This window comes from Microbacterium sp. C23T, from assembly GCF_053345975.1.
This window is the reverse complement of the sequence record NZ_JBKFBD010000009.1, coordinates 80,574-105,269: the sequence shown is the minus strand read 5'-3', so window position 1 is coordinate 105,269 and position 24,696 is coordinate 80,574. Positions and strand designations below refer to the sequence as shown.

The window sequence follows — 24,696 nt, the reverse complement described above, 5'->3', positions numbered from 1 at the left end:
AAGATCGGACGGATGCCGCGTCCCCGGCCGAATCTCGCGGGAACTCCGCGTCTCACCACCGACACAGTCACGCTGGCCTGTCCTCCCCGGGCCGCCCTCACGACGATCTGTTCACAGATGCGGCGACACACCGCGCGCGGCCGGGCCGGACGCATCAGGCTCGCATCGTGCATCAGGCCGTGGAGATCCTTCGTTCCCTGGGCGGGATAGCCCGCACTAGCACCTTGGAGACGCACGGCATCAGCGAGCACACGCGCTCGCGTCTGGTGGCGGGCGGTGTGCTCGAGCGGGTCGGCCGCAGCTGGCTGGCTCTTCCCGGGACGGATCCAGAACTGTGCGCTGCCGCCGAGGCGGGAGCAGTGCTCACCTGCATCACGGCCGCGCGACGGCTCGGGCTCTGGCAGGTCGCCGAGCTCATGCCGCACCTCGCGGTGCCGGCGGGTGGGCGACGCCGCATCGCGCGGGCTCACCTGCACTGGGCGAGCCCCGCTGTGCCGAGGCATCCGGATACCCTCATCGACACGATCGAGAACGTCCTGGTGCTCGTCGCGCAGTGCCGGCCGTACGAGGAAGCGCTGGCGATCTGGGAGTCCGCGCTGCGGCGTGGAGTGGCCGCGAAGCAGGCTCTGGAGAGGCTGGCACTGCCGCCCGCCGCGCGGAGGCTGTGTGCCGAAGCGAGCGCGTGGTCGGATTCGGGGCTCGAGTCGCCGTCATCCCCCGATTGCGCTGGTTGCGGCTGCCCATCCGGCAGCAGATCTGGATCGCCGGCCACCGGGTGGACTTCCTCATCGGCGACCGCCTCGTCCTGCAGGTCGACGGCGGCACTCACGTCGGCCCGCAGCGCGAGGAGGACATCCGCCACGACGCCGAACTCGCCTTGCTGGGCTACCACGTGATCCGCGTCGGCCGCGGGCAGGTCGTGAACCGCTGGCATGAAGTGCAGGACCTGATCATGCGGGCCGTCGCCCAGGGGCTGCACCTGGTCGCGTGAGAGTCGGAAATTCCGCGGAAGCCGGATGGATGCTGCGCATCCGGCCGATTCTCGCGGGATCTCCGATCCTCGCGGCGAGGTCGACGAAGGGCTGCGAGGACGACGGGGCGGGTCAGGCGCCGGCGCCGTGGCGGACGAGGTCCTGGGTCTGGCGGACGAGGTCGTCGAGGCTGCGGGTGCGGGGATTCCACCACTCCACGGCCCAGTTCATCGAGCCCAGCAGCAGCAGGCGGAAGATGTTGATGTCGAGGTCGGCGCGGAGCTGGCCGGCATCTTGGGCGGCGTGGAAGAGGTCGCGCCAGATGCGGCTGTAGGACGCCTCTTCGGCAGCGGGGCGCACACGGAGGTGCTCGGGCACCTGCCCGGCGTTGCGGACGGATGCCGTCGTGTAGTCGGAGATCTGCAGCTCGTAGCGCAGGTGCGCGTCGACCGCGGCGAGGATGCGGTCGAGGGCCGTGGCGTCGTCGGGCAGCGCCGCGATCACCTCTTCGACGTGCACGCGCACGCGGTGCGCGCCGGCCCACATGACCTCTTCGACGAGGTCGTCGCGCGAGCCGAAGTAGTAGTAGATCGCGGGGGCCTGCACGCCGGCGACGTCGGCGACGTCGGTGAGCCGCGTGCCGGCGTAGCCCTTGCGGCTGAGCACCTGGGCGGCGGCGTCGAGGATGCGCTGACGCGTGCGCTGCGATTTCGCCGTCGCGCCGTCCTCGCTGCTCTGCGACACCCGGACCCCTCTCGTTCCTCACATTCTAACCAGGATTCGAAAATCTTCGCGCGGACCCTTGCGGCGCGAACACGGCGGCGATACTGTGAATCACCATTCACTTCCCGCCCTCAATGACGAGTCTCGGCGACGAGATGGAAATGGCCCGACATGACCCTCCTGCACGACGACAGCACGTCCGTCCTCACCACCACCGATCCCCGCGACGGCAGCCCGATCGCCTCGTACCCCGTGGCGTCCACCGACGACGTGCGGCGCACCGTCGATCGCGCCCGCGAAGCAGGGGCGTGGTGGGCGGGTCTCTCGTTCTCCGAGCGCCGGCGCGTGCTGATCGCGTTCAAGGCCGCCATCGCGCGCGACGCGAAAGCGCTGGCCGGGATGATCGCGCGCGAGACCGGCAAGCCCGACGGCGATGCCCTCCTCGAGGTGATGCTCACGCTCGGCCACCTCGACTGGGCGGCGAAGAACGCGGAGCCGGTGCTCAAGAGGCGCAAGGTCAAGGCGGGGCTCGTCAACTACAACCAGCACGCGACGCTCGGGTACGTGCCTTACGGCGTGGTCGGCGTGATCGGCCCGTGGAACTACCCGTTCTACACGCCGATGGGCTCGATCTCGTACGCGCTCGCAGCGGGCAACGCCGTCGTCTTCAAGCCGAGCGAGCTGACGCCCGGCACCGCCGTGTGGGTCGCCGACAAGTGGCGCGAGGTGTGCGACCGCCCGGTGCTCCAGGTCGTGACCGGCGGCCGGGCGACCGGCGCCGATCTGGTGCGGTCCGGCGTCGACAAGGTCGCGTTCACCGGCTCGACCGCCAGCGCGAAGAAGGTCATGGCCGCGTGCTCCGAGACTCTCACCCCCCTGGTCGCCGAGTGCGGCGGCAAGGACGCGCTGATCGTCGCGACGGATGCCGACCTCGACGCCGCGGCCGACTTCATCGCGTTCGGCGCTCTCGGCAACGCGGGTCAGACGTGCGTGGGCGTCGAGCGCGTCTACGTCGAGCAGCGGGTGCGCGATGCGCTCGTCGACAAGGTCGTCGAGCGAGCGAAGCGCATCGTCGTCACCGGCGACGCCCCGACGTACGGGCCGATGACCCTCGCCACGCAGACGGATGTCGTCTCCGCCCACGTCGAGGACGCCCTCGCGCGCGGCGGCACGGCGGTGTTCGGCGGCCCCGAGTCGGTCGCCGACCGCACGGTGTCGCCGATCGTGCTCGTCGACGTCCCCGAGGACTCCGACGCCGTGCAGAGCGAGACCTTCGGACCGACCGTGGTCATCAACGCCGTCGCCGACCTCGACGAAGCCGTCGCCCGCGCCAACGCGACCGAGTACGGACTCGGCGCCGCCGTCTTCACGAAGCACGCGAAGAAGGGCGAGCGCATCGCGGCGCAGCTGCGCGCCGGCGTCGTCACGATCAACTCCGTGCTCGGCTTCGCGGCGATCGGCGCCCTCCCGTTCGGCGGCGTCAAGGGGTCAGGCTTCGGCCGCATCCACGGCGCCGACGGCCTGCGCGAGTTCAGTGTGCCGAAGTCGATCGCGCGCCAGACCCGCAAGGCGGCCCTCAACCTCCTGACGCTCGAGCGCTCCCCCAAGGACATGCACATGGTCGAGCGCATGATCCCGATGCTCCACGGCAAGGCGCGCTGACCCCACCGCGGGGCGTCAGCGTGCGTCGATGCCCAGCACGATCTCGACCAGGCGCGTCAGCCGCGCTGCCGCCGCGTCGTCGCGCACCGTGAGCAGCGGCGCCTGGTCGGCGACCACGCCCAGCCCGGCATGCACGAGGACGGATGCCTCGCGCCCGCCGAGTTCGGGACGCACGGCCTGCAGCAGCGCCGCCCAGTCCGCGATGTGCGCCCGCTGCATCGCGCGCAGGCGCCGCTGCTCCTCGGGCGCGAGGTTGCCGATCTCGGAGAAGTAGATGCGCATCAGCGCGAGGTGCGAGAACGTGTGGTCGACGTACGCGCGGCAGAGGCGGCGCAGCGCATCCTCGGGCGACGAGGCCGACTCCCGTGCGTGCAGCGCTGCGCGCTCGAGCTCCACCGCGGCCCGATCGCACGCGGCCAGCAGCAGCGCGGACTTGCCGTCGAAGTGGCGGTAGACGCCCGACGGCGTGAGGTCGACCTCGACCGCGACGTCCTCGATGGTGACCTCGTTGTAGCCGCGCGCGGCGAACTGGCGGATCGCGGCGTCGATGAGGCGCGCCCGGCGGCCCTGCTCGGAGGCGGTCTCGTCGTCGGGCGGAGGCGGGGGCGCAGCATCCGTCGCCGTCACCGCGTCGGGAGCCGGAAGCGAGCCGTCGAGCGCGCGCCACGCGGCCCCCGCCAGGAGGCTGCGCAAGGCCCTGGCGCCGACCACCGTGCGATGCGCGGTGATGCTCGCGACCGCGCTCAGTGCCCCGAGGACGAGGAGCCGGCGGTCGGTCTCGTCGACGTCGGGTCGGTAGACGACGTGCGCCGCCTCGAACCGCTGACGGAGCAGGCGGAACTCGGAGGTGAGCAGCTCGCGGTCGTCGTGCTCGAGGTAGCGCCCCTCCCACCGGTAGATCCCGCCCGTCGCGCGGAGCTCGACGGTGGTCGCGATGACCGCGTCGACGAGGGCGTCGAGGGCCGCGTGCGCCTCGTCGGGCGAGTCGAGCGGGAGCGCGGCGGCCGCGTCGGTGTCTTCGATGAGGCGATGCGCGATGGTGAACGCGGTCTGCACGAACAGCGCGTACTTGTTCGGGAAGTGCCGGTACAGGGCGGGCGCCGAGATGCCGACGGCCGCCGCGATGTCCTGCATGGCGACGGCGTGATAGCCGTTCTGCGCGAAGGCGATGGCGGCGGCCTCCTCGATGCGGCGCTTGCGGTCCCGCGGCCTCGTGCGTGAGGCGGGTGGCGCGGCAGCGGGCATGCGGACAGCCTACTCGCGGGCTTCAGCGGGCGGCCTCGATTGCGACGCTCCGTTCACTTCCGACGCAGCGCACGATGTGAATTTCGGTTAACAAAAGCCGTGACATCCGGCGCCGCGCCTGCCATACTCGACACGAGCCACCGGTGCCGCAGGGTCGCGGCATCCGTTGACGATGACGTGACGAGAGGCCACCCGATGAACGACTCCGCCCCCACCGCGATCCCCGCCTCCGCGCGGCGCAACCACTGGATGAACCAGGTCGCGACGCACGCCGAGATGAAGCCGGAGGCCGCAGCCTTCCGCTTCCTCGGCGAGACGACCACCTGGCGCCAGGCCGCGGAGCGCATGGACGCGTTCGCCGCCGCTCTCGCGCGACGCGGCGTCGGCTTCGGCGACCGCGTGCTGCTGCTGACCCTGAACCGGCCCGAGGTCGTGCTCTCGGTGTTCGGCGTCAACCGCCTCGGCGCCATCGCCGTGCCGATCAACATCCGCCTCACACCGCCCGAGATCGCCTACATCGTCGACGACGCCGACGCCGACGTGCTCATCGTCGAGGCACCCCTGGCTCCCCTCGTCGGGGCGGTCGCCCAGATCACCGACCGCATCAAGAAGGTCATCGTGATCGGCGACGCCGGCGAGGGCCAGGAGTCCTGGGCCGACCTCGTCGCCGAGGACCCGGCCGGCTTCGAGGCTCCCGACGTGCCCGAAGACACCACCTGCCTGATCATGTACACGTCCGGCACCACGGGCCGCCCGAAGGGCGCGATGCTCGATCACGTCAACCTCTTCGCGCAGAGTCTCACCCTGCTGCGCGTGAACCAGGTGTTCGGCGAAGACGACATCTCGTTCATGACCGCCCCGCTGTTCCACATCGCGGGCCTCGGGTCGATCGCGCCGAACTTCGTCATCGGCATCGTCACCGTGATCCACCCGCTCGGTGCGTTCAACCCGACGGAACTGCTCGACGCGTGGGAGCAGGAGAAGGCCACGATCGTCTTCAACGTGCCGCAGCAGTGGCAGGTGATCTGCGCCGACCCGACGATCGCCGACCGCGACCTGCACCTGCGCATCATCAGCTGGGGCGCGGCGCCCGCCTCCGACACCCTGCTGCGCCAGATGAGCGACAGCTTCCCACGAGCGATCAACGTCGCGGTGTTCGGCCAGACCGAGATGACCCCCATCACCTGCGCGCTCAGCGGCGAGGACTCGCTGCGCAAGCTCGGATCCGTCGGCCGGCCGATCCCGACGCTGCAGTACCGCGTCGTCGACGACGAGATGAACGACGTCGAACGCGGCGAGGTGGGCGAGATCCTGTACCGCGGGCCCAACCTGATGAAGGGCTACTGGCGCAAGCCCGCCGAGACCGCGGAGGCCTTCGAGGGCGGCTGGTTCCACTCCGGCGACCTCGTCCGCCAGGACGAAGAAGGCTTCGTCTGGGTCGTCGACCGCAAGAAGGACATGATCATCTCCGGCGGCGAGAACATCTACTGCGCCGAGGTCGAGAACGTGCTGTTCGCCCACCCGAAGATCCTCGACGCCGCGATCTACGGTCGCGCCGACGAGCGCTGGGGCGAGGTCCCGGTCGCGGCGGTCGCGCTGGCACCGGGCGAGGAGCTCACGATCGACGAGCTGCAGGCGTGGCTGAGCGACAAGCTCGCGCGCTTCAAGCAGCCCAAGGCGCTGGTCGTCGTGCCGGCCCTCCCCCGCAACGCCGGCGGCAAGGTCAACAAGGTCGCGCTGCGCGCGGCCGACCGCGAGCTGACCCCCGCGTAGGCCATGACAGCTGCTGTGGCCGCGCTCGTCCGTGAGCGCGGCGGATCCGTCGCGCTCGCGGACGTCACCCTGCGATCCCCCGACCCGCGCGAACTCGTCGTCCGGGTGATGGCTTCCGGCGTCTGCCCGACCGACCTGTTCGGCATCGACGGCGGGGCAGGCGACCGCTTCCCCGCGGTCTTCGGCCACGAGGGCGCGGGCGTCGTCGAAGCCGTCGGCGCGGAAGTCACGCGCGTGCGGCCCGGCGACCGGGTCGTGCTCGGCTTCGGCTCGTGCGGCGCGTGCGGCCCGTGCCGCGACGGCCACTCCGCGTACTGCGACCGCTTCGCCGAGCTCAACTACGCCCCGCGCTCCGATGCGGCCGCCGAAGGCGGCGAGCGCGTCACCACCGGGTGGATGGCCCAGTCCTCCTGGGCGACCCGCGTCGTCGTGCACGAGTCGAGCGCGGTGCCGATCGGCGACGACGTGCCCTGGGCGGTGGCCGCGACGCTGGGCTGCGGCATCCTGACCGGCGCCGGCACCGTGCTCAACGTGCTGCGCCCGGCCCCCGGCGATGCGCTTCTCGTGCTGGGCGCCGGCACCACCGGGCTCGCGGCGGTCATGGCTGCGGCGCACCAGGGCGTCACGCGCATCGTCGTGAGCGACCCGGTCGAGGCGCGCCGCGTCCTCGCCCTCGAGGTGGGCGCGACCGAGGCGCTCTCCCCCCATGACCTCGCGGCGCAGCGTCCCGCCCCGTCGTTCAGCCACGTGCTCGACACCGCCGGCACGCAGTCGTCGATCGACGCCGCTCTCGCCCTCGTCGCTCCGCGCGGCATCGCCGCCACCGTCGCGCTCAAGCCGGGCGCCAACCCGGTGACCGTGTCGCAGTCGCGCCTGCTGTGGGGTCGCACTCTCACCGGCGTGATCGAGGGCGACGCCGACGTCGCCCGCGACGTGCCGCTGCTGGCGGCGCTGTGGCGCGCGGGCCGGCTCCCGGTCGAGCGTCTCATCGGCACGTACGCGTTCGCCGACGCGCAGGCGGCGATTGCCGACGCCCGCGCGGGACGCGTCATCAAGCCCGTGCTCGAGATGGAGATGGTGACGGATGCTGCGGCCTCAGCATCCGTCCGTCCTCTGGTCGAGCGGCTCCGCGACGGCGTGCCCGACGACGACCTCGCGGCGCTGTGGCGTTCGCTCCCCCCGGTCCGGACGGCGGAGCTGCGCGGGCTCTGGCGCGGCTGGGCCACGACCCGCGACCATCGCGCCGGGCGACTGCTCGAGCGCGGCCGGTGGTACGGCAAGCTCTTCCGCTCGGACGACGACGTCGCGCCCATCGTGTGCGAGACCGACGACGGTGCCCTCGTCGCCGACGCAGGCCTCGCCCGCGGCGGCGCGACGCTGCGCACCATCGTGCACGACGGCGTCACCACGGCGTCGATGGTCTACGACGGCCAGCCGATCATCGACCACTTCGTGCGGCTCGGGCCCGACACGGTGCTCGGCGTCATGACCGGCCGCGACACCGACGATCGCGGCCGCGCCTTCTACTTCGTCCTCGAGCACGTCGAGGACCTTCCCGTCGCTGAGCGCGACACCACTCCCGCAACAACACACAGCACCTGACGCATTCGAGGAGGAATGCTGCGCGCCCGGCTGGCGCCGTCACGCACGCGTTGATTGTCGATACTCGACAGAGATCTGGCCGCCTCGGTCGACGGCACGACAGAATCGGGCCGATGATCGACCGCAGCCCCGGCACTCCCGGTTCGCCGACCACACCGGCCACTGCGCAGCGAGCGCGCGCCTCCGCCGTCCTCGCGGTCGGGCTGTCGATCGCGCTCGCCGGCTGCGCCGCGGAGCCGACGAGCAGTGGCGATACCCGCGCCCAGCACGCCGCGGAAGCAGCCGCGGCCGAGATCGGGTCGCACTCCGCCAACTCGCCCGAGATCACGCTGCTCGAGATGGTCGCGTGGTGGGTGCCGGAAGGAGCTGTGCCGGCCGGCTCCGGCACCGCCGTCGTCGAACCGCTCGCCTGGTCGGGCGAGTCGGCCGGCAGCAGCGCCACGATCGACATCAGGGTCACCGCCCAGGTCGATGCCACGTCGTCGACGCAGCTCTTCGGCGAGTCGTGGAGCGCCGGATCGGCGACGCGGTGCTTCCGGCTGGAGTGGCAGCAGTACGAAGAGGCGCGCCGGTCGGAGATCCCGTGTCCCGACGGGCCGGCGCCGCCCCGGCCGACCCCGGCACCCCGTCCCGAGCTCACTCAGGCCGACGCAGAACGCGTCGCCGCGATCGTCGCCGCCGGCGCGACGGCCGAAGAGGTCGATCGGTCACTCCGTGACGCCTACCCGCAGGAGCACGTCCGCATCGAGACCGAGGCTGCGGACGGCGGCATCGTGGCGGCCGTCGGCATTCCCGCCGAGCGCGAGTGCGTCCTGGTCTTCCGCGACGCATCCGGTGCGATCACGTTCCCCGACTTCCGGCGGATCTCGCTCGAACCCGGCGAGGTCGGCTGCTCCACGTCCCTCTACACGAGCCCGCCGTTCTGACCCTGCCATGCGGCGACCTGCGGGGATCGGTGATCCCGCGGGACTCGGACGATGCCCATGTTCCGTCCGAATCCCACCGGATCTCCGAGTTTCGCCGCGGGCGGCAAGACACGGATGACGGATGCCTCGACCCACCGCACGCGCGGGGATCGAGGCATCCGGAATCAGGCGCGCGCGTCGGGAGTCGTGTAGGTGCTGCGCTGCTCGATGACCGCGAGCGTGCAGCGGGAGACGCACACGAGGCGCCCGGCCTCGTCGGCGATGCGGATCTCCCACACGTGCACGCGGCGCCCCACGTTGATCGCCGTGACCGTGCCGATGACCCAGCCGGACGAGATCGGGCGCAGGTGGTTGGCGTTGATCTCCATGCCCACGACGTGGAACTGCTCACGGTCCACGGCGAGGTAGCCGGCCCACGACGCGAGCGTCTCGGCGAGCGCGACCGATGCCCCGCCGTGGAGCACACCCGCGGGCTGCACGGAGCGGTGGTCCACCGGCATCCGTCCGACCAGCGCGTCGTCGCGGATCTCGACGATCTCGATGCCGAGGTTCTCGATGAGTGTGCCCGGCGCCATCGCCGAAAGGTCGATCGCGGCGATGTCGCCGAACCAGAGGCTCACGGCCTCACCCCGCGGCTTCCTCTTCACGGTCGGCGGCGGCCAGGTGCGCAGCATCCGCCACGTAGCCCTCGATGTGGCGCTCGTCCGGGCCGTTGTACTCCGACAGCGGGCGGATGAGCGCGTTCGAGGCGAGCTGCTCCATGATGTGGGCGGTCCAGCCGGTGACGCGCGCCGCCACGAACAGCGGCGTGAAGGTCAGCGTGTCGAACCCGATGAGGTTGTACGCCGGGCCTGACGGGTAGTCGAGGTTCGGGTAGATGCCCTTGCGGCTCACGAACTCGCTCTCGAGCGTCTCGTAGAGCGCGGCCACATCGGGTCGGTCGTAGTGCTCGACGAGGGTGTCGAGCGCCGCCTTCATCGTGGGCACGCGCGAGTCGCCCTTCTTGTACACGCGGTGTCCGAAGCCCATGATCTTGCGCTTCTCGGCGAGCGCCTGATCGAGCCACGGCCCGACGTTGTCGGCGGTGCCGATCTCGTCGAAGATGTGCAGCACGGCCTCGTTCGCCCCGCCGTGCAGCGGGCCCTTGAGCGCGCCGATCGCCGCGACGACCGCCGAGTAGAGGTCGCTGAGGGTCGACGTCACGACGCGCGCCGTGAACGTCGATGCGTTGAACGAGTGCTCGGCGTACAGGATCATCGAGCGGTTGAAGGCGTCGACGACGACGTCGTCGGCCGTCTCGTCGAACGTCATCCAGAGGAAGTTCGCGGCGTAATCGAGGTCGTCGCGCGGTGCCACGGGCTGCAGGCCCCGACGGCGGCGCTGACCGTAGGCGACGATGGCGGGGAGCATGGCGAAGAGTCGGATGCTGCGCGCCAGGTTCTCCTCCTCGCTCCCGCTCACCTCGAGCACCGAGCCGGTGCCGGCGAGGTCGCGCGCGCCGATGAGGCTGACCGCGGTGCGCACCTCGTCCATCGGGTGCGCGTCGATCGGCACGAGGTCGATCGCGGCGCGCACGTCGGCGGGCAGGTGCCGGTACGCGCGCTCGGTCGCGCGCAGCTGCGCGAGCTGCACGTCGGTCGGCAGCTCGCCGTGCCACAGCAGGTAGGCGACGGCCTCGAACGGCTGGGTCGCGGCGAGCTCCTGAACGGGGTAGCCGCGGTACAGCAGCGAGTTCGTCTCGGGGTTGACCTTCGAGACCGCCGTGTAGTCCACGACGACGCCGGCGAGGCCCTTCTTGATGTCGGGTTCGGTCATGACTGCTCCTTCGGGTCAGTGACTCAGCGCTGGATCTGGAAGTTGAAGACGTCCTGGTCGAAGTGGTTGTAGTGCTCGTAGTCGATGAGGTCGTAGAGGTCGGCGCGGTGCTGCATCTCGCCGAGCTTGGACGTGAGGTGTCCGTCGTCGATGAGCGTATCGAGAGCGCGGGATGCTGCGCCCATCGCGATCCGCAGGAGTGAGACCGGCCAGATCACGATGTTGACGCCGACGCTCTGCAGCTGGTCGATCGAGAAGAGCTCCGACTTCCCGAACTCGGTCATATTGGCGAGGATCGGCACGTCCACGGCGGCGCGGATCGCGGCGAACTCCTCGAGCGTGCGCATCGCCTCGGGGAAGATCGCATCGGCCCCCGCGTCCACGAGCGCCTTCGCACGGTCGATCGCGGCATCCATCCCCTCCACGGCGCGGATGTCCGTCCGGGCCATGATGAGGAAGTTCGGGTCGCGGCGCGCGTCGGCCGCCGCCCGGATGCGCTTGATCGCGGTGTCCTCGTCGACCACGGCCTTGCCGTCGAGGTGACCGCACCGCTTCGGGTTGATCTGGTCCTCGATGTGGGTGCCGGCCAGGCCCGCGTCTTCGAGCGTCTGGATCGTGCGGGCGACGTTCATCGGCTCGCCGAACCCGGTGTCGGCGTCGATGATCGCCGGCAGATCGGTCATCCGCGCGATCTGCTGGCCGCGGGCAGCGACCTCGGTGAGGGTCGTCAGGCCGATGTCGGGCAGGCCCAGGTCGGCGCTGAGCACGGCGCCCGAGATGTACACGCCCTCGAAGCCCTTGCGCTCGATGAGCCGGGCGCTCAGCGGATTGAACGCGCCGGGGAACCGCAGCAACTCACCGCTCGCGAGCCGCTCGCGGAACAGCCGCCGCTTCTCATGCGCGGGGATGGTGGAGTACAGCATCAGAACAGGCCCTTCGGGGCCGGGGCGGCGGCGAGCACGCCGAACTCGGCGACGATCGAGAGCTGCTGCACCTCTTCGGCCGTCAGCTCCGGCAGGCGCTGGGCGAGGTCGAGGAAGCGCTCGATCTCATCGGCCGAGAGCACGGGCTCGGCCAGCAGCCGGAACTTGCGGACGTAGTCCTCGCGGACGAAGGGCCGGGCGCCGAGCGGGTGTGCGTCGGCGACGGCGATCTCGTCCTCGATCGTCTCGCCGTTGGTCAGGCGGATCTCGACGCGGCCGCCGAACGCCTTCTCGTCCGGGTCCTCCGAGTGGTACCGGCGGGTCCACTCCTCATCCTCGGCCGTCGTGATCTTTTGCCACAGCGCGACCGTGTCTTCACGCCCTGCCCGCGCGGGCAGGTACGAGTCGACGTGGTGCCAGCCGCCGTCCTGCAGCGCGACCGCGAAGATGTACGGGATCGAGTGGTCGAGCGTCTCGCGGGATGCGGTGGGGTCGTACTTCTGCGGGTCGTTCGCGCCCGAGCCGATGACGTAGTGCGTGTGGTGCGACGTGTGGAGCACGATCGCCTCGACGTTGGCCGGGTCGGTGAGCTCCGGGTGCTCGCCGTGGAGCTTGCGCGCCAGGTCGATCCACGCCTGCGCCTGGTACTCGGCCGAGTGCTCCTTCGTGTACGAGTCGAGGATCGCCCGCTTGGGCTCGCCCTGACCCGGCAGCGGGACCTCGTACGAGGCATCCGGTCCGTCCAGCAGCCAGGCGATGACGCCGTCCTCGCCCTCGTAGATCGGGCTCGGCGATGTTTCGCCGCGCATCGCGCGGTCGACGGCCTCGACCGCCATCTTGCCCGCGAACGCGGGAGCGTGCGCCTTCCACGTCGAGATCTCGCCCTTGCGGGACTGGCGCGTGGCCGTCGTGGTGTGCAGCGCCTGGCCGACCGCCTGGTAGATGGTCTCGACATCGAGGCCGAGGAGGGTGCCGATGCCGGCCGCGGCCGACGGGCCGAGGTGGGCGACGTGGTCGATCTTGTGCTTGTGCAGGCTGATGGCGCGCACGAGGTCGATCTGGATCTCGTAGCCCGTCGCGAGGCCGCGCACGAGCGCGGCGCCGTCGGCGCCGACGTGCTGCGCGACCGCGACGATCGGCGGGATGTTGTCGCCCGGGTGCGAGTAGTCGGCCGCGAGGAACGTGTCGTGGTAGTCGAGCTCACGCACCGCGACGCCGTTCGCCCACGCCGCCCACTCCGGGCTCGTCTTGCGGTCGAGCGCGCAGCCGAACACCGTGGCCCCCGAGCCGCCGACCGACACCGCGTGGTCGAGAGCCTGCTGGCGTGCCGCGCTCACGGGAGCACGGGTGAGGGATGCTGCCGCCACGGCCGCGTTGTCGATGACGCGGTTGATGATCATGTCGACGACATCCCCGTCGACATCGACGGGGTCGGCGGCGACTTCGGCGATGTGCCACGCGAGCTGCCCCTCGCGCGCGAGGTGCTCGTCGCTGCGGTGGACGCGGAGGTGGTGGATGACGGTCATGACCGGCCTTTCAGAGTCGGGGGCGCGCTTCGACAGGCTCAGCGACCGGAGCAGCGGGTGCACCGGTCGCGGAGCCTGTCGAGGCGGTGAGGGATTCGAGGATGCTGTGCAGCGCGTTGTGCAGGTGGACGTGCGTCGCGTGGGCGGCGAGATCCGCGTCGCGCGCAGAGATCGCGGCTGCGATCAGCCGGTGCTCGGCGACGGATGCGGCGAGCCGGGCGGGATTGTCGCGTGCGAGCCGTCGCACCCGGACGAGATGCGTGCGCACCGTGCGCAGGGCTGCGGTGAGGTAGTCGTTCGCGACGGCGGCGTCGAGGGCGAGGTCGAAATCTGCGATGAGGGCGTAGTAGGCGTCGCGTCCGTCCGCGCCCGCATCGTGGCCGTCGAGATCGACCCGGGCGAACTCGCGTGCGAGCTCCGCGAAGGCCGCGGCCTCTCCGCGTTCTGCGGCGAGCCGCGCGGCGGACTCCTCGAGGGCGCGGCGCACCTCGAAGATCTCGCGGATGTCGTCGGCGTCGATCGCGGTGACGACGGTGACGCGCGGCGACTGCTGCGCGACGAGCCCGTCGGCCGCGAGCCGGCCCAGCGCTTCACGCAGCGGCGTGCGGCTGACGCCGAGACGAGCGGCCTGCTCGACCTCGCCGAGCACCGCGCCGGGCCGCAGGACGCCGGACTGGATCTCGTCGAGGAGGGTCGCGTATGCGCGGTCACTGGCCCGCATTCGCATCACCTCCTCGTTCGACACCTCGGCCAGTGTATACATAAATGCGGCCAGGGTGTCACCGCGAGGAAGAACCGCGGCTTTAGGTATACATCCTTCTCCGGAGTCAGGATCCGGAGGCGCCCCTGCCGCGACGCGCCTCGGCCCGCGTGCGGGGCGGCTGCCCGTTCGGCTCCGGCACCGCGGAGGGCGCCCGGACGGGGGCCGCGGTCGCAGCATCCGTTTCCCGGTCCGGGGCGCTGCCGACGATCCGGCCGTCGTGGATCTCGACCACGCGATCGGCGCGCGCCACGAGCAGCGGGTCGTGCGTCGAGATGATCGTCGCGAGGCCCTGGCCGTGCGCGAGCTCGCCCAGGAGGTCCATGATCGTCGCGGCCGTGCGCGAGTCGAGCTGGCCGGTCGGCTCGTCGGCGATGAGCACCCGCGGCCGTGCCACGATGGCGCGGGCGATGCCGACGCGCTGCTGCTGGCCGCCCGAGAGCTCCGCCGGTCGCTGCTCGGTGTGCGCCGCGAGCCCGACCATCGCGAGGGCCTCCGTGACCCGCTCGTCGCGCTCGGCGGGGTCGGTGCCCGCGATGCGCAGCGGCAGCTCGACGTTCTCGCGCGCCGACAGCACGGGGATGAGGCCGAAGGACTGGAAGACGAACCCGAGCGCATCGCGGCGGATGAGCGCGAGCTCCGTCTCGGGAAGGTCGGTCGTGTCGACGTCGCCGATCCACACGCGGCCCGACGTCGGCCGGTCGAGCACGCCCAGGAGGTTGAGAAGGGTCGTCTTGCCCGCGCCGGATGCGCCGCGCACGGCGAGCAGCTCGCCGGTGCGCAGCTCAAGGTCGATCCCGTCGCACGCGTGCACGTCGCCCGCCGCCGACGGGAACACCCGCACCAGGTTCTCGGCGCGCAGAGCGATGCTCATGCCTCCCCCTCCTCGTCGTGGTCGGATTCCGCCGCGCCGGCCGGCACGTCCGCCGTCGCCGTCTCGCGGCGATGCCCCGGCCAGACGCCGACGTGGTCGGTCTCGAGAGCCAGACGCACCCGCTGGCGCAGATCGAGCGTCGTGACGAAGTCGTCGGGCAGCTGCAGCCGACCGACCTTGTCGAGCACCGCGTACTCCTCGGCGACGTGGTGCTCGGCGCCGTCCTCGTCCGTCCTGGTCGATCGCAGCACCTCGGTCGCCGTACGCCCGTCGCGGATCTGCACGGTACGGGCGACGTGCTCCGACACGGCCGGGTCGTGCGTCACGATCAGCGTCGTCACCCCCAGCTCTCGGTTCACCACCCGCATCGCCTCGAGCACATGGGCGCTCGTCTCGTCGTCGAGCTCGCCGGTGGGCTCGTCGGCCAGCAGCACTCGGGACTCGTTGGCGATGCCGACCGCGATCGCGACGCGCTGCTGCTCACCGCCCGACATCTCGGTGGGCTTGCGGTCGGCGCAGTGCGACACTTCGAGCAGGTCGAGGAGCGCTGAGACCCGCTCCCCGCGGGCCGCGCCCTTCGCCGCGCCCGTGATCGCCAGGACGGCGGCCACGTTCTCGGCGGCCGTGAGGTACGGCAGCAGGTTGCGCGAGGTCTGCTGCCAGACGAACCCCACGCACTCGCGCCGGAAGCGCACGCGCTCGCGTCGCGACAGCGTGAGGAGATCGCGGCCCGCGACCCGCGCGACGCCCGCCGTGGGCGTGTCGAGGCCCGACAGGATCGACAGCAGCGTGGACTTGCCGGAACCCGATGCCCCGACGACGGCGACCAGCTCCCCCTGCTCGACCACGAGGCTGAGCCCCTGGAGGGCCTGCACCTCGACGGCCTCGGTCGTGAAGATGCGCACCAGGTCTGCGCAGACGATGTCGGGCTCGGCAGCGCGGGCCGCGGCATCCGTGCTCGGAACGGCTGTGGTGGTCATGTCTCCTCCACGGTACGCAGGACGGCGGCGACGCGGGCTCGCCGGCTGATGGCGAGGGCGGCCCACGTGACGAGCAGGGTCACGGCGGCGAAGCCCCCGAGGGTGGCCAGCAGCACGATCGGGTCCACGGAGTACGGCGGCGGGTCGACGCCCCTCGTGAAGGGCCTGAGATCGATGACGGATGCCAGCAGCATCGGCAGCAGCGCACCCAGCAGTCCGCCCACGATCAGCGCCGCGACGGCGGCGGGGGCGAGCTCCCACACGACGAGCCCCCTGCCCGCGCGCGGCGGGGATCCGAGCGTCTGCAGCAGCGCGAGGATCCGGCGGCGCGGGCGCGCACCGAGGACGAGGGTGACGACGACGGCCACGGCGCTCAGCACGGCGCAGACCATGACGCCCGCCGCGAGGGCGCCGCGGAGTCCCGCGAAGGCGGGGTCGGCGTGGACGGCGTCGAGCGTGTCGGCGAGCGTCGTCACGCGCACGCTCGGCCCGAACGTCTCACCGAGCTCGGCGGCGACCGCCTGGACGTCTGCCCCCGCATCGACCCGCACGAGCAGGCGGACGGGGATCGGCGCGTCGTCGGAGATCTGCTCCGCGTACGCCGCGTCGGCGAGCACCCAGGTCGAGGACGACGTGAACGGCACGGCCTCACGTACGGAGCCGGCGAACTCGGCCTCGGTCATGACGATGTGCAGCGATCCGTCGGCGGCGTCCGTCTTCTCGGCCTCCGCCTGCGAGAACAGCAGCCGCGGAGTGCCGGAGCCGTCGCCGAGCGAGACATCGGCGGGGACGATCCGCGGGAAGTCGCCCTGCACGTCGTCGAGCCGATCCCGGTCGACGAGGTAGAGCGAGACCCGGGACAGGCGTTCGTCGACCTTGAGCTGCGCCGAGCGCAGCAGGTCGATGCGGGCGACGGCCGCGACGCCCGGCACGCTCTCGGCGGTCTGGACGGCCTGGTCGTCGAACCGGCTCGCCGACAGCTGCACGTCGGCGCCCGCGGTCGCCCGCGCCGCGTCGACGGCGCCCGTCTGCACGGTCGACAGCACGACGGCGCTCGCCACGGCGAACGAGACCCCCACGATCAGTGCGAGGACCGGGGCCACGCCCGTCGCCGGATCACGCAGTGCCCGGGCGGCGCCGAGCAGGCCGACGAAGCCGCTCCGCGCGCGTTCACGGGCGAGCACCGCCCGCAGCGCCGGCGGGTAGGCGCGCAGCGTCAGGATGCACGCGACCAGAGCGAGGAGGAGAGGCGCCGCGACGGCGAGCGCGTCCACATCGGCGGTCGCGTCGGTGCCGCGCATCACGAGCAGCGCGGTGGCGAGCACCGCCAGGAGCACGACCACGCCCTCGACGACCGGGCGCCAGCGGGAGCGGGTGGCCGGGGCATCCGCTCGCCCGCGCGCTCGCGATCGCGTCGCCGTGGCAGCGCCCACCGCGGCGGGCACGAGGGCCAGGGCGGCCGGGGCGAGGAAGAGGACCGGCGCCGGAACCGCTTCCGGCAGCACAGCCGCGGCGAGGGCGATGCCGAGGCCGGCGCCGACCGCTGCCGGGACGATGCCGGCGAGCAGGCCTTCGAGCCCGAGCACGCCGCGCAGCTGCGCCGGAGCCGCGCCGCGCGCCGCGAGGAGGTCGAGGGCGGCGCGGCGGTTCTCGTGCATGAGGCGGCAGCCCAGCACGAGCACGGCCAGCGCGACGCCGACCGGACCGGCGATCAGCATCGCGAGAACCGACACCAGGGCATGGTTCTGAGCGATGGCGGACTCGAGGGCCGGGATGAGCCCGGTCTGGAAGCTCATCTGCGGTCCTGCGCCGGGGACGCCGTATCCGGACACCGGGTAGGACTTCGCGGTGAACCCGCGCAGGTCCGCCAGCAGCTCGGATGCACCGTCGGCCGTCACGGCGTCGGGGTCCAGGGGGTACCACGCTTCGGTCGTGGCCGCACCGTTGAGCCACGAGAAGTATCCGTACACCTCGGGCGGTCCGAGCGCCACGGTCCGGACGTAGGGCACACCATCGGGGTCGGACGCGATCGACGGCTCGAGCACGCCGACCTGTCGGGACCACTGGGGATCGGCCGCGTCTTTCGCCTCGAACGTGCCCACCAGCGTCAGCGGAACGGGCAGCATCCACCCGACCTCGTCCCCCGAGACGCGCGTCTCGCCGATCTTCCACGACAGCTCCTCCGCCGAGGCGGCGGAGAGGACGACCTCCGTGGCAGGGAGTGGGTCCGCACCCGGCACCGCACGCCCGTTGTCGGTGCCGGCCTCGATCGCGGCGTTCCAGTCCTGCTCGGTCGCGGTCGCCCGCGGCAGACTCCCGTCGACGACCGTGATCCGCGACGCGTACCGCGGATCGAAGTCCAGGCTCGTGGCCGAGGAGTACTGCGCCGGCTCGCCGAAGCGCACGTAGTAGTCGGCGTCGCCGTACACCTCGCGGATCGATGCGGGCGACTGGGTGAGGATGTTGCGCAGGCCGGAGTCGAGCCCACCCCAGGTGTCGAGGTACTCGTCGGGCAGCGACGCACTCGGTGCCGGCCCTGCGCCGGGGTAGGGCGGCCAGGGGATCGAGGTGCTCAGATCGCGCACGGGCTCGCTGAGCGACGACACCCGGTAGCGGGTCGAGGAGTCCAGCATCGCGTCGACCGCGAGCGGGGCGAACACGGCGAGTCCCGCCAGCACGGCGACGACCGCCGCGACCGTCGCGGTCGCACCCCTGCCGGACGCGAGATGCGCCCGCAGCAGGCGGCTCGTGCGCAGTCGCCCGGTCACGGTGCCGTCTCCTCGATGCGGGTCGGAGCGCCCTGCTGTCTTACCGCGAGCCAGGATCCGAGCACGGCTACGGCCAGGGCGACGCCGATCACCGCGATCGCGGCGACGATGGGCCACGGCGAGAAGGCCAGGCTCGGCGCCAGCTGGGCGTCGGGGATCGCGCGTTGCGCGAGGTGCGGCACGAGGAACGCGGAGAGCACGATGCCGCCGATCACTCCCAGAGCCGTGGCCAGCGCCACGACGAGCGCGATCTCGACGGCGCGCATGCGCGCCTGGGCAGCCGGCGGAACACCCAGCGCGCGCATCACGAGCACCTCGCCCGCGCGCTGCGTGGTGAGGGCGGCGAGGAGAGCGACCAAGGCGACCCCGGCAAGGAGCGCACCGCCGATGGCCGCCGCATCCCACAGCATCACCACCTCGCCCGCGACCGCGGAGCCCGCCGAACCGGCAGCTGTCACCGGGGCGTCGAGCGCGGCGCCGAGGGCCCCGGCTGCCGAGTCCTGACCCGCCGCCCACACCTCGTTCGCGAGAGGCGGCGTCGTGACGGCGCCGCCGGCGGTCGCGCTCGTCGATGACGAGGAGTCCACCACCGCGTCGAGCGACACCAGGACGCCGGCGCCGGAGCCCGTGCCCGGCAGCGCCGAGACGATCGAGGCCACGGTCGCCGCGATCGTGCGCCCCTCGCCGTCGAAGCGCAGATCCACCTGGTCATCGACCGCGAGCCCGAGGGGCTCGGCGAAAGCCGCGGTCACGACGGCGGGCACGCGCGGCGGCGCCTCGCCTCCGGCCGCCCACACCATCGCCGATCGGACCGCGGGCCCGCCGGACGCACCCGGGTGAAGTCGTTCGTTCGGGAGGGGTTCGACGAGTTCGACGGGACTCCCGTCGTCGGCCACCGACTGCACCTGCATCCCGGTCAGGACGAGCTCCGCGCCCAGCCACCCGCGGCCCTGGGCGACCTCCACCGCGACGATGCGCCACGGCGTCGTCCCGGCCGGCAGGTCCGCCGATCCGGTCACCTGCAGCGCGCCGTCGGCGTCCTCGGCCGACACGTCCAGGGGCACGGCGACGGGCGCGCCGGCCCCATCGTCGAGCCAGAACCGCACCTCCATCGCCTGCGCGGCCTCGCGCTCCGGGGTCGTAACCCGCGCCTCGAACCGCACCGCGGTCGCGTCCGGCGGCAGGTCGACCGCGAGGCGGGTGGTCTCGACATCCGCGGCGAGCGCACCGGGGTCGGGCGCCCCGGGCACCTCGAAGAGGATCTCGGGCATGCTCGCGGGCGGCAGTGCGACGAGGGTCGCGCCGATGCCGCCGGCGACGACCGGCGCAGTGAGGGCCGGGGCCGCAGCATCCACCCCCGCTGCGTCCGTCGCCGCGACGACGTCGCCCGGGGTCACCGGGTCGAGGGCGGCACGAAGGGGTGCGCCGGCGATCATCTGCTGCGAGTCGGTGGATGCCGCGGTCCACGTCGCGTCGTAGGCGCCGGCGAGCACCGCTCCCGCGGCGGCGATCGTGACGAGTGCCACCGCGACGGAGAACGACCTCAGCCGGCGTGCGACCTGACGCGCCGGATACGACGGCGTCACCCCCGGGCGGCGCGCGGCCATCCGCGCCACGAGCGCCGACAGCGGAGCGAAGACGATCACGGCGAGGACGGCGACGCACGCCATCCCGACCGTGGGCGCGAGCACCGTGACGGCCATCGACCACGCGTCCCGGGCTCCCGGGGCGAGCTGGGCGGCCTGCCAGATGAGGACGCCGCCGACGAGCACCAGCAGGACAGCGATGCCCGGTGAGGCGGCGCGGGCGATACGCCCCGCGACCGAGTCGGCGCGGCCGGCGGCCGTGGCCCCACGCAGCTGCGACAGCACGAGCGTCGCACCCAGCACGACGACGATCGTCACCAGCAGGGGCCAGACGCGCGCGAGCGCGGCGATGCCGGGCGCACCCCACACGAGTCCGGCCACCGCGGCCGCGCCGGCGACGCCCGCCAGCGTGCCGGCCGCGACGATCGGGGCGGCCTCGACCACCGCGAGCGCAGCGTCCTGCCCGGGGGCGAGGCCGCGCGCCCGGAGGACGCGGGTCTCGCGACCGCGGGCGGCGCCCAGCAGGCGTGCCAGCTGCAGCACGGCGAACCACGCCAGCACCGCCAGGATCACGATGGGCACGGGCGTGATGGCCGCCGCCGCGATCGCTCCGACGGCGACGCCCGTGACGGCGTCGGCGAGACCGCCGGTGACCACGATCCCGCCCTCTGCGGCATCGGACGCGCGGAGCGCGTCGGGAACCTTCGCCAAGCCACGAGCGAGACGCTCGACCCCGTCGACATTCAGCGCCGAGGGCGCAGGCGTGATGCGCCAGGCAGTCCGCTCGAGGTCGGACCCCGGCTCCCCCACCTGGACCGTCTCGACCTCGACGTCGCCGCCGAGCAGCTCTCCGATCACGGCACGTGCCTCGTCGTCTTGCCCGGCAGCGTCCGCCGCGACCCGCGTGTGCACCTGCAGCCAGCCGTCGGCCGTGGCCGGCTCCGGGATCGCCGCGCTGATCGACGCGGCCGACGCCATCGCCGCGGCGGTGGGAAGGCCGCACAGGAGTCCGACCGCGACCGCGATGGCGGCGGCGATGCTCGCCCCGAGCCCCGCCCTCGAACGCAGGCGCGCGCGCACGAGGCGTCCCGTTGACACCGCGGGGCGGCGGAGGGCGATCGTCGTCATCGGCGTTCTTGGGGGAGGTGGAGCGGCCGCAGCCGCGAGGGCGGATAGGCGTCCCATCCTGCCTGATCCCGGGCGATCTGCGTCCGATCCCGACCGCGGTGCGAGCAGAGAGCGCAGAACGCTGCGGGCTTCGTCGGCCCGGCGTCCGGCCTCCGTAGGGATTTCGCCCGATGTCGGCGCGCGGCCGACAGGTGTAGCTTCCGCATCACCGGGGCGCTGAACGAAGGAGTTGCCATGAAGCACATGCGGGCGGCCGCGACGATCGCCGCCGTATCGGGAGTCGTCCTCGGCCTGGGCGCGACCGCCACCGCGTCCGCCGCACCTGGCCACGTGGATCACTTCGATGGGCTCCATCAGGAGAGCTTCACCGCACACGATCCCGACCTCTGCGACGGCATGCTCGACTTCCCGGTCGAGTGGGTCGAGCACGAGGTCGGCTCGTTCCGGCTCACCGAGCGGCAGGGACAGGAGTACGGCGGATACAACGCGACGCTCGTCGGCTCGTACACGAACGTCGACACCGACCTCGCGTACCACTATGACCAGCGGGTCAACAGCAAGGACCAGAGGCTCGTGCCGAACGACATCGGAGGGCTCACCGTCACGTTCATGGACCGCTTCAACGTCTTCTGGACCGACGATCTGGGTCGGGTCGCGTTCCACGACGCCGGCGCGAACACCGCCACCGTAGAGGTGGACGAGAACGGCGACTTCGTCGAGTTCATCAGCGACCACCCGCGTGGGCGCAGCGACACGATGGGCCGCGACTTCTGCGCCGATCTCATCGAATTCACGACGCCGCCTGCGCCCTGACCCGCCTCCGCACGGGACACCGTGAGGAAAGCGTGAGGAGTATTCATAACTTTGTGAAACCGGCGTAGCTTCAGCGCCATGACCACAGTCATCCGCACGAGCGGCCTCACCAAGCACTACGGCCGCGTCCACGCCCTCGACGGACTCGACCTCGCCGTCGACGAGGGCCAGGTGCACGGGTTCCTCGGACCCAACGGGGCGGGCAAGTCCACCACGATCCGGATCCTGCTGGGACTCGCGCGCAAGACCGGGGGCGAGGCATCCGTCTTCGGTCTCCAGCCATGGCGCGACGCCGTCAAGATCCACCGGCGCGTCGCGTACATCCCCGGCGATGTGAGCGTGTGGCCGAATCTGTCGGGCGGCGAGGCGATCGACCTCCTCGCGCGCCTGCGCGGAGCCGCGCGACACGACAAGGCGTACACCGACGAGAAGGCACGTCTCATGGAGGCGTTCCAGTTCGACCCGCGCAAGAAGGGCCGCGCCTACTCGAAGGGCAACCGGCAGAAGGTGGCGCTCATCGCCGCCTTCGCCGTGCCCGCCGACCTGTACATCCTCGATGAGCCGACGAGCGGTCTCGACCCGCTGATGGACGTGATGTTCCGCCGCGAGGTCTCGCGCGTCCACGCCGCGGGGGCGACCGTGCTGCTGTCGAGCCACATCCTCTCCGAGGTCGAGCAGCTGTGCGACCGCGTCTCGATCATCCGCGCCGGGCGCGTGGTCGAATCGGGCACCCTCGCCGACATGCGTCACCTCACGCGGACGGAGGTCTCGTTCGAGGGGACGGATGCTGCGCCCGTGGCCGCGCTCGCGGCGGCCCACGACACTCTGGTCGAAGACGGCCGTGTGCGCTTCACGGTCGACAGCGATCAGGTCTCGGGTGTCCTCCCCGAGCTCTCGCGCCTCGGGGTGGCGGGATTGCGCGTCGCGCCGCCGTCGCTCGAGGAGCTGTTCCTGCGCCACTACGGCGACGACCTCGCCGTGCTGGAGAGGAACGGACGATGAGCCGACTGTCGACGCTGCTCGCGCAGCGACTGCGGCGGGACTGGCTGCAGCTGACGCTGTGGATCTTCGGCACCATGGCGCTCGCTTTCGCCGGGCTCTCGGGCGCCGCGAACACCTACGGCAGCGAGCAGGAGCGCACGGCGCTGCTCGCCACCGTCATGGCCAACCCGGTGATCCTGCTGTTCCGCGGGCTGCCTTCCGGGCCGGGCGAGCAGGCGTTCATCGTCTTCCTGCTGATGCCCTTCCTCGTGATGATGCCCGCGTTCATGAGCACGTTCCTCGCCGTGCGTCACACGCGTGGCGACGAAGAGGCGGGGCGGCTCGAACCCGTCGCGGCGACGACGGCGGGCAGGGCCGTGCCGACGGTCGCGACGATCGTCCACGGCGTGCTCGCCAACGTCGTGCTGGGCATCCTCGTGGCCGCCGCCTTCCTCGCCGGCGGCTCGCCCGCCGAGGGGTCTTGGCTCGCCGGGTTCACGGCCGCGTGCGGCGGACTGACGTACCTCGGCGTCGCGCTGCTGGCGGCACAGCTCATGCGCACGTCGCGGGGCGCGAACTCCCTCGCGGTGTGGGTGCTCGTCGTCACGTACTTCATCGCCGGGATCGGCAACGCCCTCGGCACCCCGAGCGACGACCTCACCCACATGCAGAGCTCGTGGCTGACGTGGCTCTCGCCCTTCGGCTGGGCCGAGAACACCCGCGCCTTCGACGAGAACCTGTGGTGGCCCGCGTTCCTCTGCCTGGCCGCGTTCGTCGTGCTGGCGGGGGTGGCCCTGGCGCTCCAGACCGTGCGTGACCTCGGCGCGAGCATCGTGCCCGAGCGGCGGGGGCGCGCCGCCGCGGGCGCGACCCTGTCGACGCCGACGGCGCTGGTCACGCGCCTCGCCACCGGATCGACGATCGGCTGGATGGCGGGCGCCTTCTTCGCCGGGGCCCTCTCGACCTCGCTCGGCGCGGTCGTGAACGAGATGGGGTCGGACAACCCGGCCGTCGCCGACATGCTCAAGGCGCTCTCGGCCGAGGCCGACCTCGAGCAGGCGGTCATCGTCGTCTTCTTCACCATGGTGGGGCTCCTCGCCGCCTGCGCCGGCGTGCAGACCGTCGCTCGCGCTCGCCAGGAGGAGGCGCACGGCACGGCCGAGCCGGTCCTCGCGACCCCCGTACAGCGGGTGCGGTGGCTCGCCGACTACGTCGTGGTGGGGTTCATCGCGATCGTCCTGACCTGCGCCGCCGCATTCGTCGGGGCGTGGGCCGGCGCCGCAAACCTCGACAACGGTGCCGCCCTGACCGGCGACGCGTTCGTCGCGGCGTGGGGGCAGGTGATCGCCGCATCCGTGTTCCTCGTCCTCACCGCTCTCGTCTTCGCGATCGCCCCGCGGTGGACGATCCCGCTCGGGTGGACCCTCGTCACCGCCGCGATCGTCTTCGGCCTCTTCGGTCCGCTCCTCGGCCTCCCGGAATGGGTGACGAACCTGTCGCCGTTCTCGGTCGCGCCGGTGCCGAGCGGCAGCGAAGTGGATCTGCGCGGGATGTGGTGGCTCGTGCTCGCCGTCGGAGTCGGGGCGGCAGCATCCCTCACCCTCATGCGGCGGCGCGAGCTGGCCTCGGCCGGGTAGGCG

19 protein-coding genes are annotated in these 24,696 nt (G+C 72.1%); 8 read left to right on the top strand and 11 right to left on the bottom strand.

Translation table 11 applies throughout. The features are described from left to right. Positions 1 to 682 precede the first annotated feature (682 nt). On the top strand, positions 683 to 991 hold the full coding sequence (locus ACLBXX_RS07130; protein WP_447657465.1) for an endonuclease domain-containing protein: 309 nt from the start codon (positions 683 to 685) through the stop codon (positions 989 to 991). Between the two features lie 112 nt (positions 992 to 1,103). On the opposite strand, the gene ACLBXX_RS07125 is transcribed toward ACLBXX_RS07130, so the two are convergent. Further along, entirely contained in the window at positions 1,104 to 1,715 is a 612-nt protein-coding gene (locus tag ACLBXX_RS07125) for a TetR/AcrR family transcriptional regulator (RefSeq protein ID WP_447657464.1), read from the bottom strand. 150 nt (positions 1,716 to 1,865) lie between these two features. Between ACLBXX_RS07125 and ACLBXX_RS07120 the strand changes: the two genes are divergently transcribed. Further along, entirely contained in the window at positions 1,866 to 3,356 is a 1,491-nt protein-coding gene (locus ACLBXX_RS07120) for an aldehyde dehydrogenase family protein (RefSeq protein WP_447657463.1), read from the top strand. A 15-nt stretch (positions 3,357 to 3,371) separates the two neighbouring features. Here the strand turns inward: ACLBXX_RS07120 and ACLBXX_RS07115 are convergent, their stop codons facing one another. After that, complete coding sequence (locus ACLBXX_RS07115) at positions 3,372 to 4,601, bottom strand: TetR/AcrR family transcriptional regulator (RefSeq protein WP_447657462.1); 1,230 nt, start codon at positions 4,599 to 4,601, stop codon at positions 3,372 to 3,374. 195 nt (positions 4,602 to 4,796) lie between these two features. Here ACLBXX_RS07115 and ACLBXX_RS07110 point away from each other — a divergent pair, with 195 nt between their 5' ends. The 3 genes from ACLBXX_RS07110 to ACLBXX_RS07100 all read left to right on the top strand — a co-directional run bounded on the left by ACLBXX_RS07110 (position 4,797) and on the right by ACLBXX_RS07100 (position 8,902). Continuing rightward, positions 4,797 to 6,374, top strand: coding sequence for a long-chain-fatty-acid--CoA ligase (locus ACLBXX_RS07110; RefSeq protein ID WP_447657461.1), 1,578 nt, complete (start codon positions 4,797 to 4,799; stop codon positions 6,372 to 6,374). A 3-nt stretch (positions 6,375 to 6,377) separates the two neighbouring features. After that, positions 6,378 to 7,976, top strand: coding sequence for an alcohol dehydrogenase catalytic domain-containing protein (locus ACLBXX_RS07105; RefSeq protein ID WP_447657460.1), 1,599 nt, complete (start codon positions 6,378 to 6,380; stop codon positions 7,974 to 7,976). 113 nt (positions 7,977 to 8,089) lie between these two features. Then, positions 8,090 to 8,902: a hypothetical protein gene (locus tag ACLBXX_RS07100; RefSeq protein WP_447657459.1), complete on the top strand. Its 813-nt coding sequence runs from the start codon at positions 8,090 to 8,092 to the stop codon at positions 8,900 to 8,902. 164 nt (positions 8,903 to 9,066) lie between these two features. Here the strand turns inward: ACLBXX_RS07100 and ACLBXX_RS07095 are convergent, their stop codons facing one another. From ACLBXX_RS07095 to ACLBXX_RS07055, 9 genes are all read right to left on the bottom strand, one after another. After that, positions 9,067 to 9,522, bottom strand: coding sequence for a hotdog fold thioesterase (locus tag ACLBXX_RS07095; RefSeq protein WP_447657458.1), 456 nt, complete (start codon positions 9,520 to 9,522; stop codon positions 9,067 to 9,069). Positions 9,523 to 9,526: 4 nt separating this feature from the next. After that, positions 9,527 to 10,717, bottom strand: coding sequence for a bifunctional 2-methylcitrate synthase/citrate synthase (locus ACLBXX_RS07090; protein ID WP_447657457.1), 1,191 nt, complete (start codon positions 10,715 to 10,717; stop codon positions 9,527 to 9,529). A gap of 23 nt (positions 10,718 to 10,740) precedes the next feature. Next, complete coding sequence (prpB, locus tag ACLBXX_RS07085) at positions 10,741 to 11,640, bottom strand: methylisocitrate lyase (RefSeq protein ID WP_447657456.1); 900 nt, start codon at positions 11,638 to 11,640, stop codon at positions 10,741 to 10,743. Next, positions 11,640 to 13,166 carry an MmgE/PrpD family protein gene (locus ACLBXX_RS07080; RefSeq protein ID WP_447657455.1) on the bottom strand — a complete coding sequence of 509 codons (1,527 nt, stop codon included), beginning with the start codon at positions 13,164 to 13,166 and terminating at the stop codon, positions 11,640 to 11,642. The genes prpB and ACLBXX_RS07080 overlap by 1 nt, the downstream gene beginning before the upstream one ends. 10 nt (positions 13,167 to 13,176) lie before the next feature. Beyond that, on the bottom strand, positions 13,177 to 13,887 hold the full coding sequence (locus ACLBXX_RS07075; protein WP_447657454.1) for a GntR family transcriptional regulator: 711 nt from the start codon (positions 13,885 to 13,887) through the stop codon (positions 13,177 to 13,179). A gap of 106 nt (positions 13,888 to 13,993) precedes the next feature. After that, a complete protein-coding gene (locus ACLBXX_RS07070) occupies positions 13,994 to 14,800 on the bottom strand; it encodes an ABC transporter ATP-binding protein (protein ID WP_447657453.1) in 807 nt (268 codons plus the stop codon). Continuing rightward, a complete protein-coding gene (locus tag ACLBXX_RS07065; RefSeq protein WP_447657452.1) occupies positions 14,797 to 15,780 on the bottom strand; it encodes an ABC transporter ATP-binding protein in 984 nt (327 codons plus the stop codon). Before ACLBXX_RS07065 ends, ACLBXX_RS07070 begins: the two co-directional genes overlap by 4 nt. Next, positions 15,777 to 18,548, bottom strand: coding sequence for an FtsX-like permease family protein (locus ACLBXX_RS07060; protein ID WP_447657451.1), 2,772 nt, complete (start codon positions 18,546 to 18,548; stop codon positions 15,777 to 15,779). Before ACLBXX_RS07060 ends, ACLBXX_RS07065 begins: the two co-directional genes overlap by 4 nt. Continuing rightward, the gene (locus tag ACLBXX_RS07055) at positions 18,545 to 21,262 is read right to left on the bottom strand and encodes an FtsX-like permease family protein (RefSeq protein ID WP_447657450.1); all 2,718 of its coding nucleotides are present in this window, start codon (positions 21,260 to 21,262) and stop codon (positions 18,545 to 18,547) included. The genes ACLBXX_RS07060 and ACLBXX_RS07055 overlap by 4 nt, the downstream gene beginning before the upstream one ends. Before the next feature lie 234 nt (positions 21,263 to 21,496). Between ACLBXX_RS07055 and ACLBXX_RS07050 the strand changes: the two genes are divergently transcribed. The 3 genes from ACLBXX_RS07050 to ACLBXX_RS07040 all read left to right on the top strand — a co-directional run bounded on the left by ACLBXX_RS07050 (position 21,497) and on the right by ACLBXX_RS07040 (position 24,693). After that, positions 21,497 to 22,075: a hypothetical protein gene (locus ACLBXX_RS07050; RefSeq protein ID WP_447657449.1), complete on the top strand. Its 579-nt coding sequence runs from the start codon at positions 21,497 to 21,499 to the stop codon at positions 22,073 to 22,075. A gap of 78 nt (positions 22,076 to 22,153) precedes the next feature. Beyond that, complete coding sequence (locus ACLBXX_RS07045; RefSeq protein WP_447657448.1) at positions 22,154 to 23,077, top strand: ATP-binding cassette domain-containing protein; 924 nt, start codon at positions 22,154 to 22,156, stop codon at positions 23,075 to 23,077. Next, positions 23,074 to 24,693 carry an ABC transporter permease gene (locus tag ACLBXX_RS07040; RefSeq protein WP_447657447.1) on the top strand — a complete coding sequence of 540 codons (1,620 nt, stop codon included), beginning with the start codon at positions 23,074 to 23,076 and terminating at the stop codon, positions 24,691 to 24,693. The genes ACLBXX_RS07045 and ACLBXX_RS07040 overlap by 4 nt, the downstream gene beginning before the upstream one ends. Positions 24,694 to 24,696 lie beyond the last annotated feature (3 nt).

Bases quoted from the DNA above. Each gene is read 5' to 3' on its own strand.
- ACLBXX_RS07120 (WP_447657463.1), top strand. From the start codon at position 1,866: ATGACCCTCCTGCACGACGACAGCACGTCCGTCCTCACCACCACCGAT.
- ACLBXX_RS07115 (WP_447657462.1), bottom strand. From the start codon at position 4,601: ATGCCCGCTGCCGCGCCACCCGCCTCACGCACGAGGCCGCGGGACCGC.
- ACLBXX_RS07110 (WP_447657461.1), top strand. From the start codon at position 4,797: ATGAACGACTCCGCCCCCACCGCGATCCCCGCCTCCGCGCGGCGCAAC.
- ACLBXX_RS07105 (WP_447657460.1), top strand. From the start codon at position 6,378: ATGACAGCTGCTGTGGCCGCGCTCGTCCGTGAGCGCGGCGGATCCGTC.
- ACLBXX_RS07100 (WP_447657459.1), top strand. From the start codon at position 8,090: ATGATCGACCGCAGCCCCGGCACTCCCGGTTCGCCGACCACACCGGCC.
- ACLBXX_RS07090 (WP_447657457.1), bottom strand. From the start codon at position 10,717: ATGACCGAACCCGACATCAAGAAGGGCCTCGCCGGCGTCGTCGTGGAC.
- prpB (WP_447657456.1), bottom strand. From the start codon at position 11,640: ATGCTGTACTCCACCATCCCCGCGCATGAGAAGCGGCGGCTGTTCCGC.
- ACLBXX_RS07080 (WP_447657455.1), bottom strand. From the start codon at position 13,166: ATGACCGTCATCCACCACCTCCGCGTCCACCGCAGCGACGAGCACCTC.
- ACLBXX_RS07075 (WP_447657454.1), bottom strand. From the start codon at position 13,887: ATGCGGGCCAGTGACCGCGCATACGCGACCCTCCTCGACGAGATCCAG.
- ACLBXX_RS07070 (WP_447657453.1), bottom strand. From the start codon at position 14,800: ATGAGCATCGCTCTGCGCGCCGAGAACCTGGTGCGGGTGTTCCCGTCG.
- ACLBXX_RS07065 (WP_447657452.1), bottom strand. From the start codon at position 15,780: ATGACCACCACAGCCGTTCCGAGCACGGATGCCGCGGCCCGCGCTGCC.
- ACLBXX_RS07055 (WP_447657450.1), bottom strand. From the start codon at position 21,262: ATGACGACGATCGCCCTCCGCCGCCCCGCGGTGTCAACGGGACGCCTC.
- ACLBXX_RS07050 (WP_447657449.1), top strand. From the start codon at position 21,497: ATGAAGCACATGCGGGCGGCCGCGACGATCGCCGCCGTATCGGGAGTC.
- ACLBXX_RS07045 (WP_447657448.1), top strand. From the start codon at position 22,154: ATGACCACAGTCATCCGCACGAGCGGCCTCACCAAGCACTACGGCCGC.
- ACLBXX_RS07040 (WP_447657447.1), top strand. From the start codon at position 23,074: ATGAGCCGACTGTCGACGCTGCTCGCGCAGCGACTGCGGCGGGACTGG.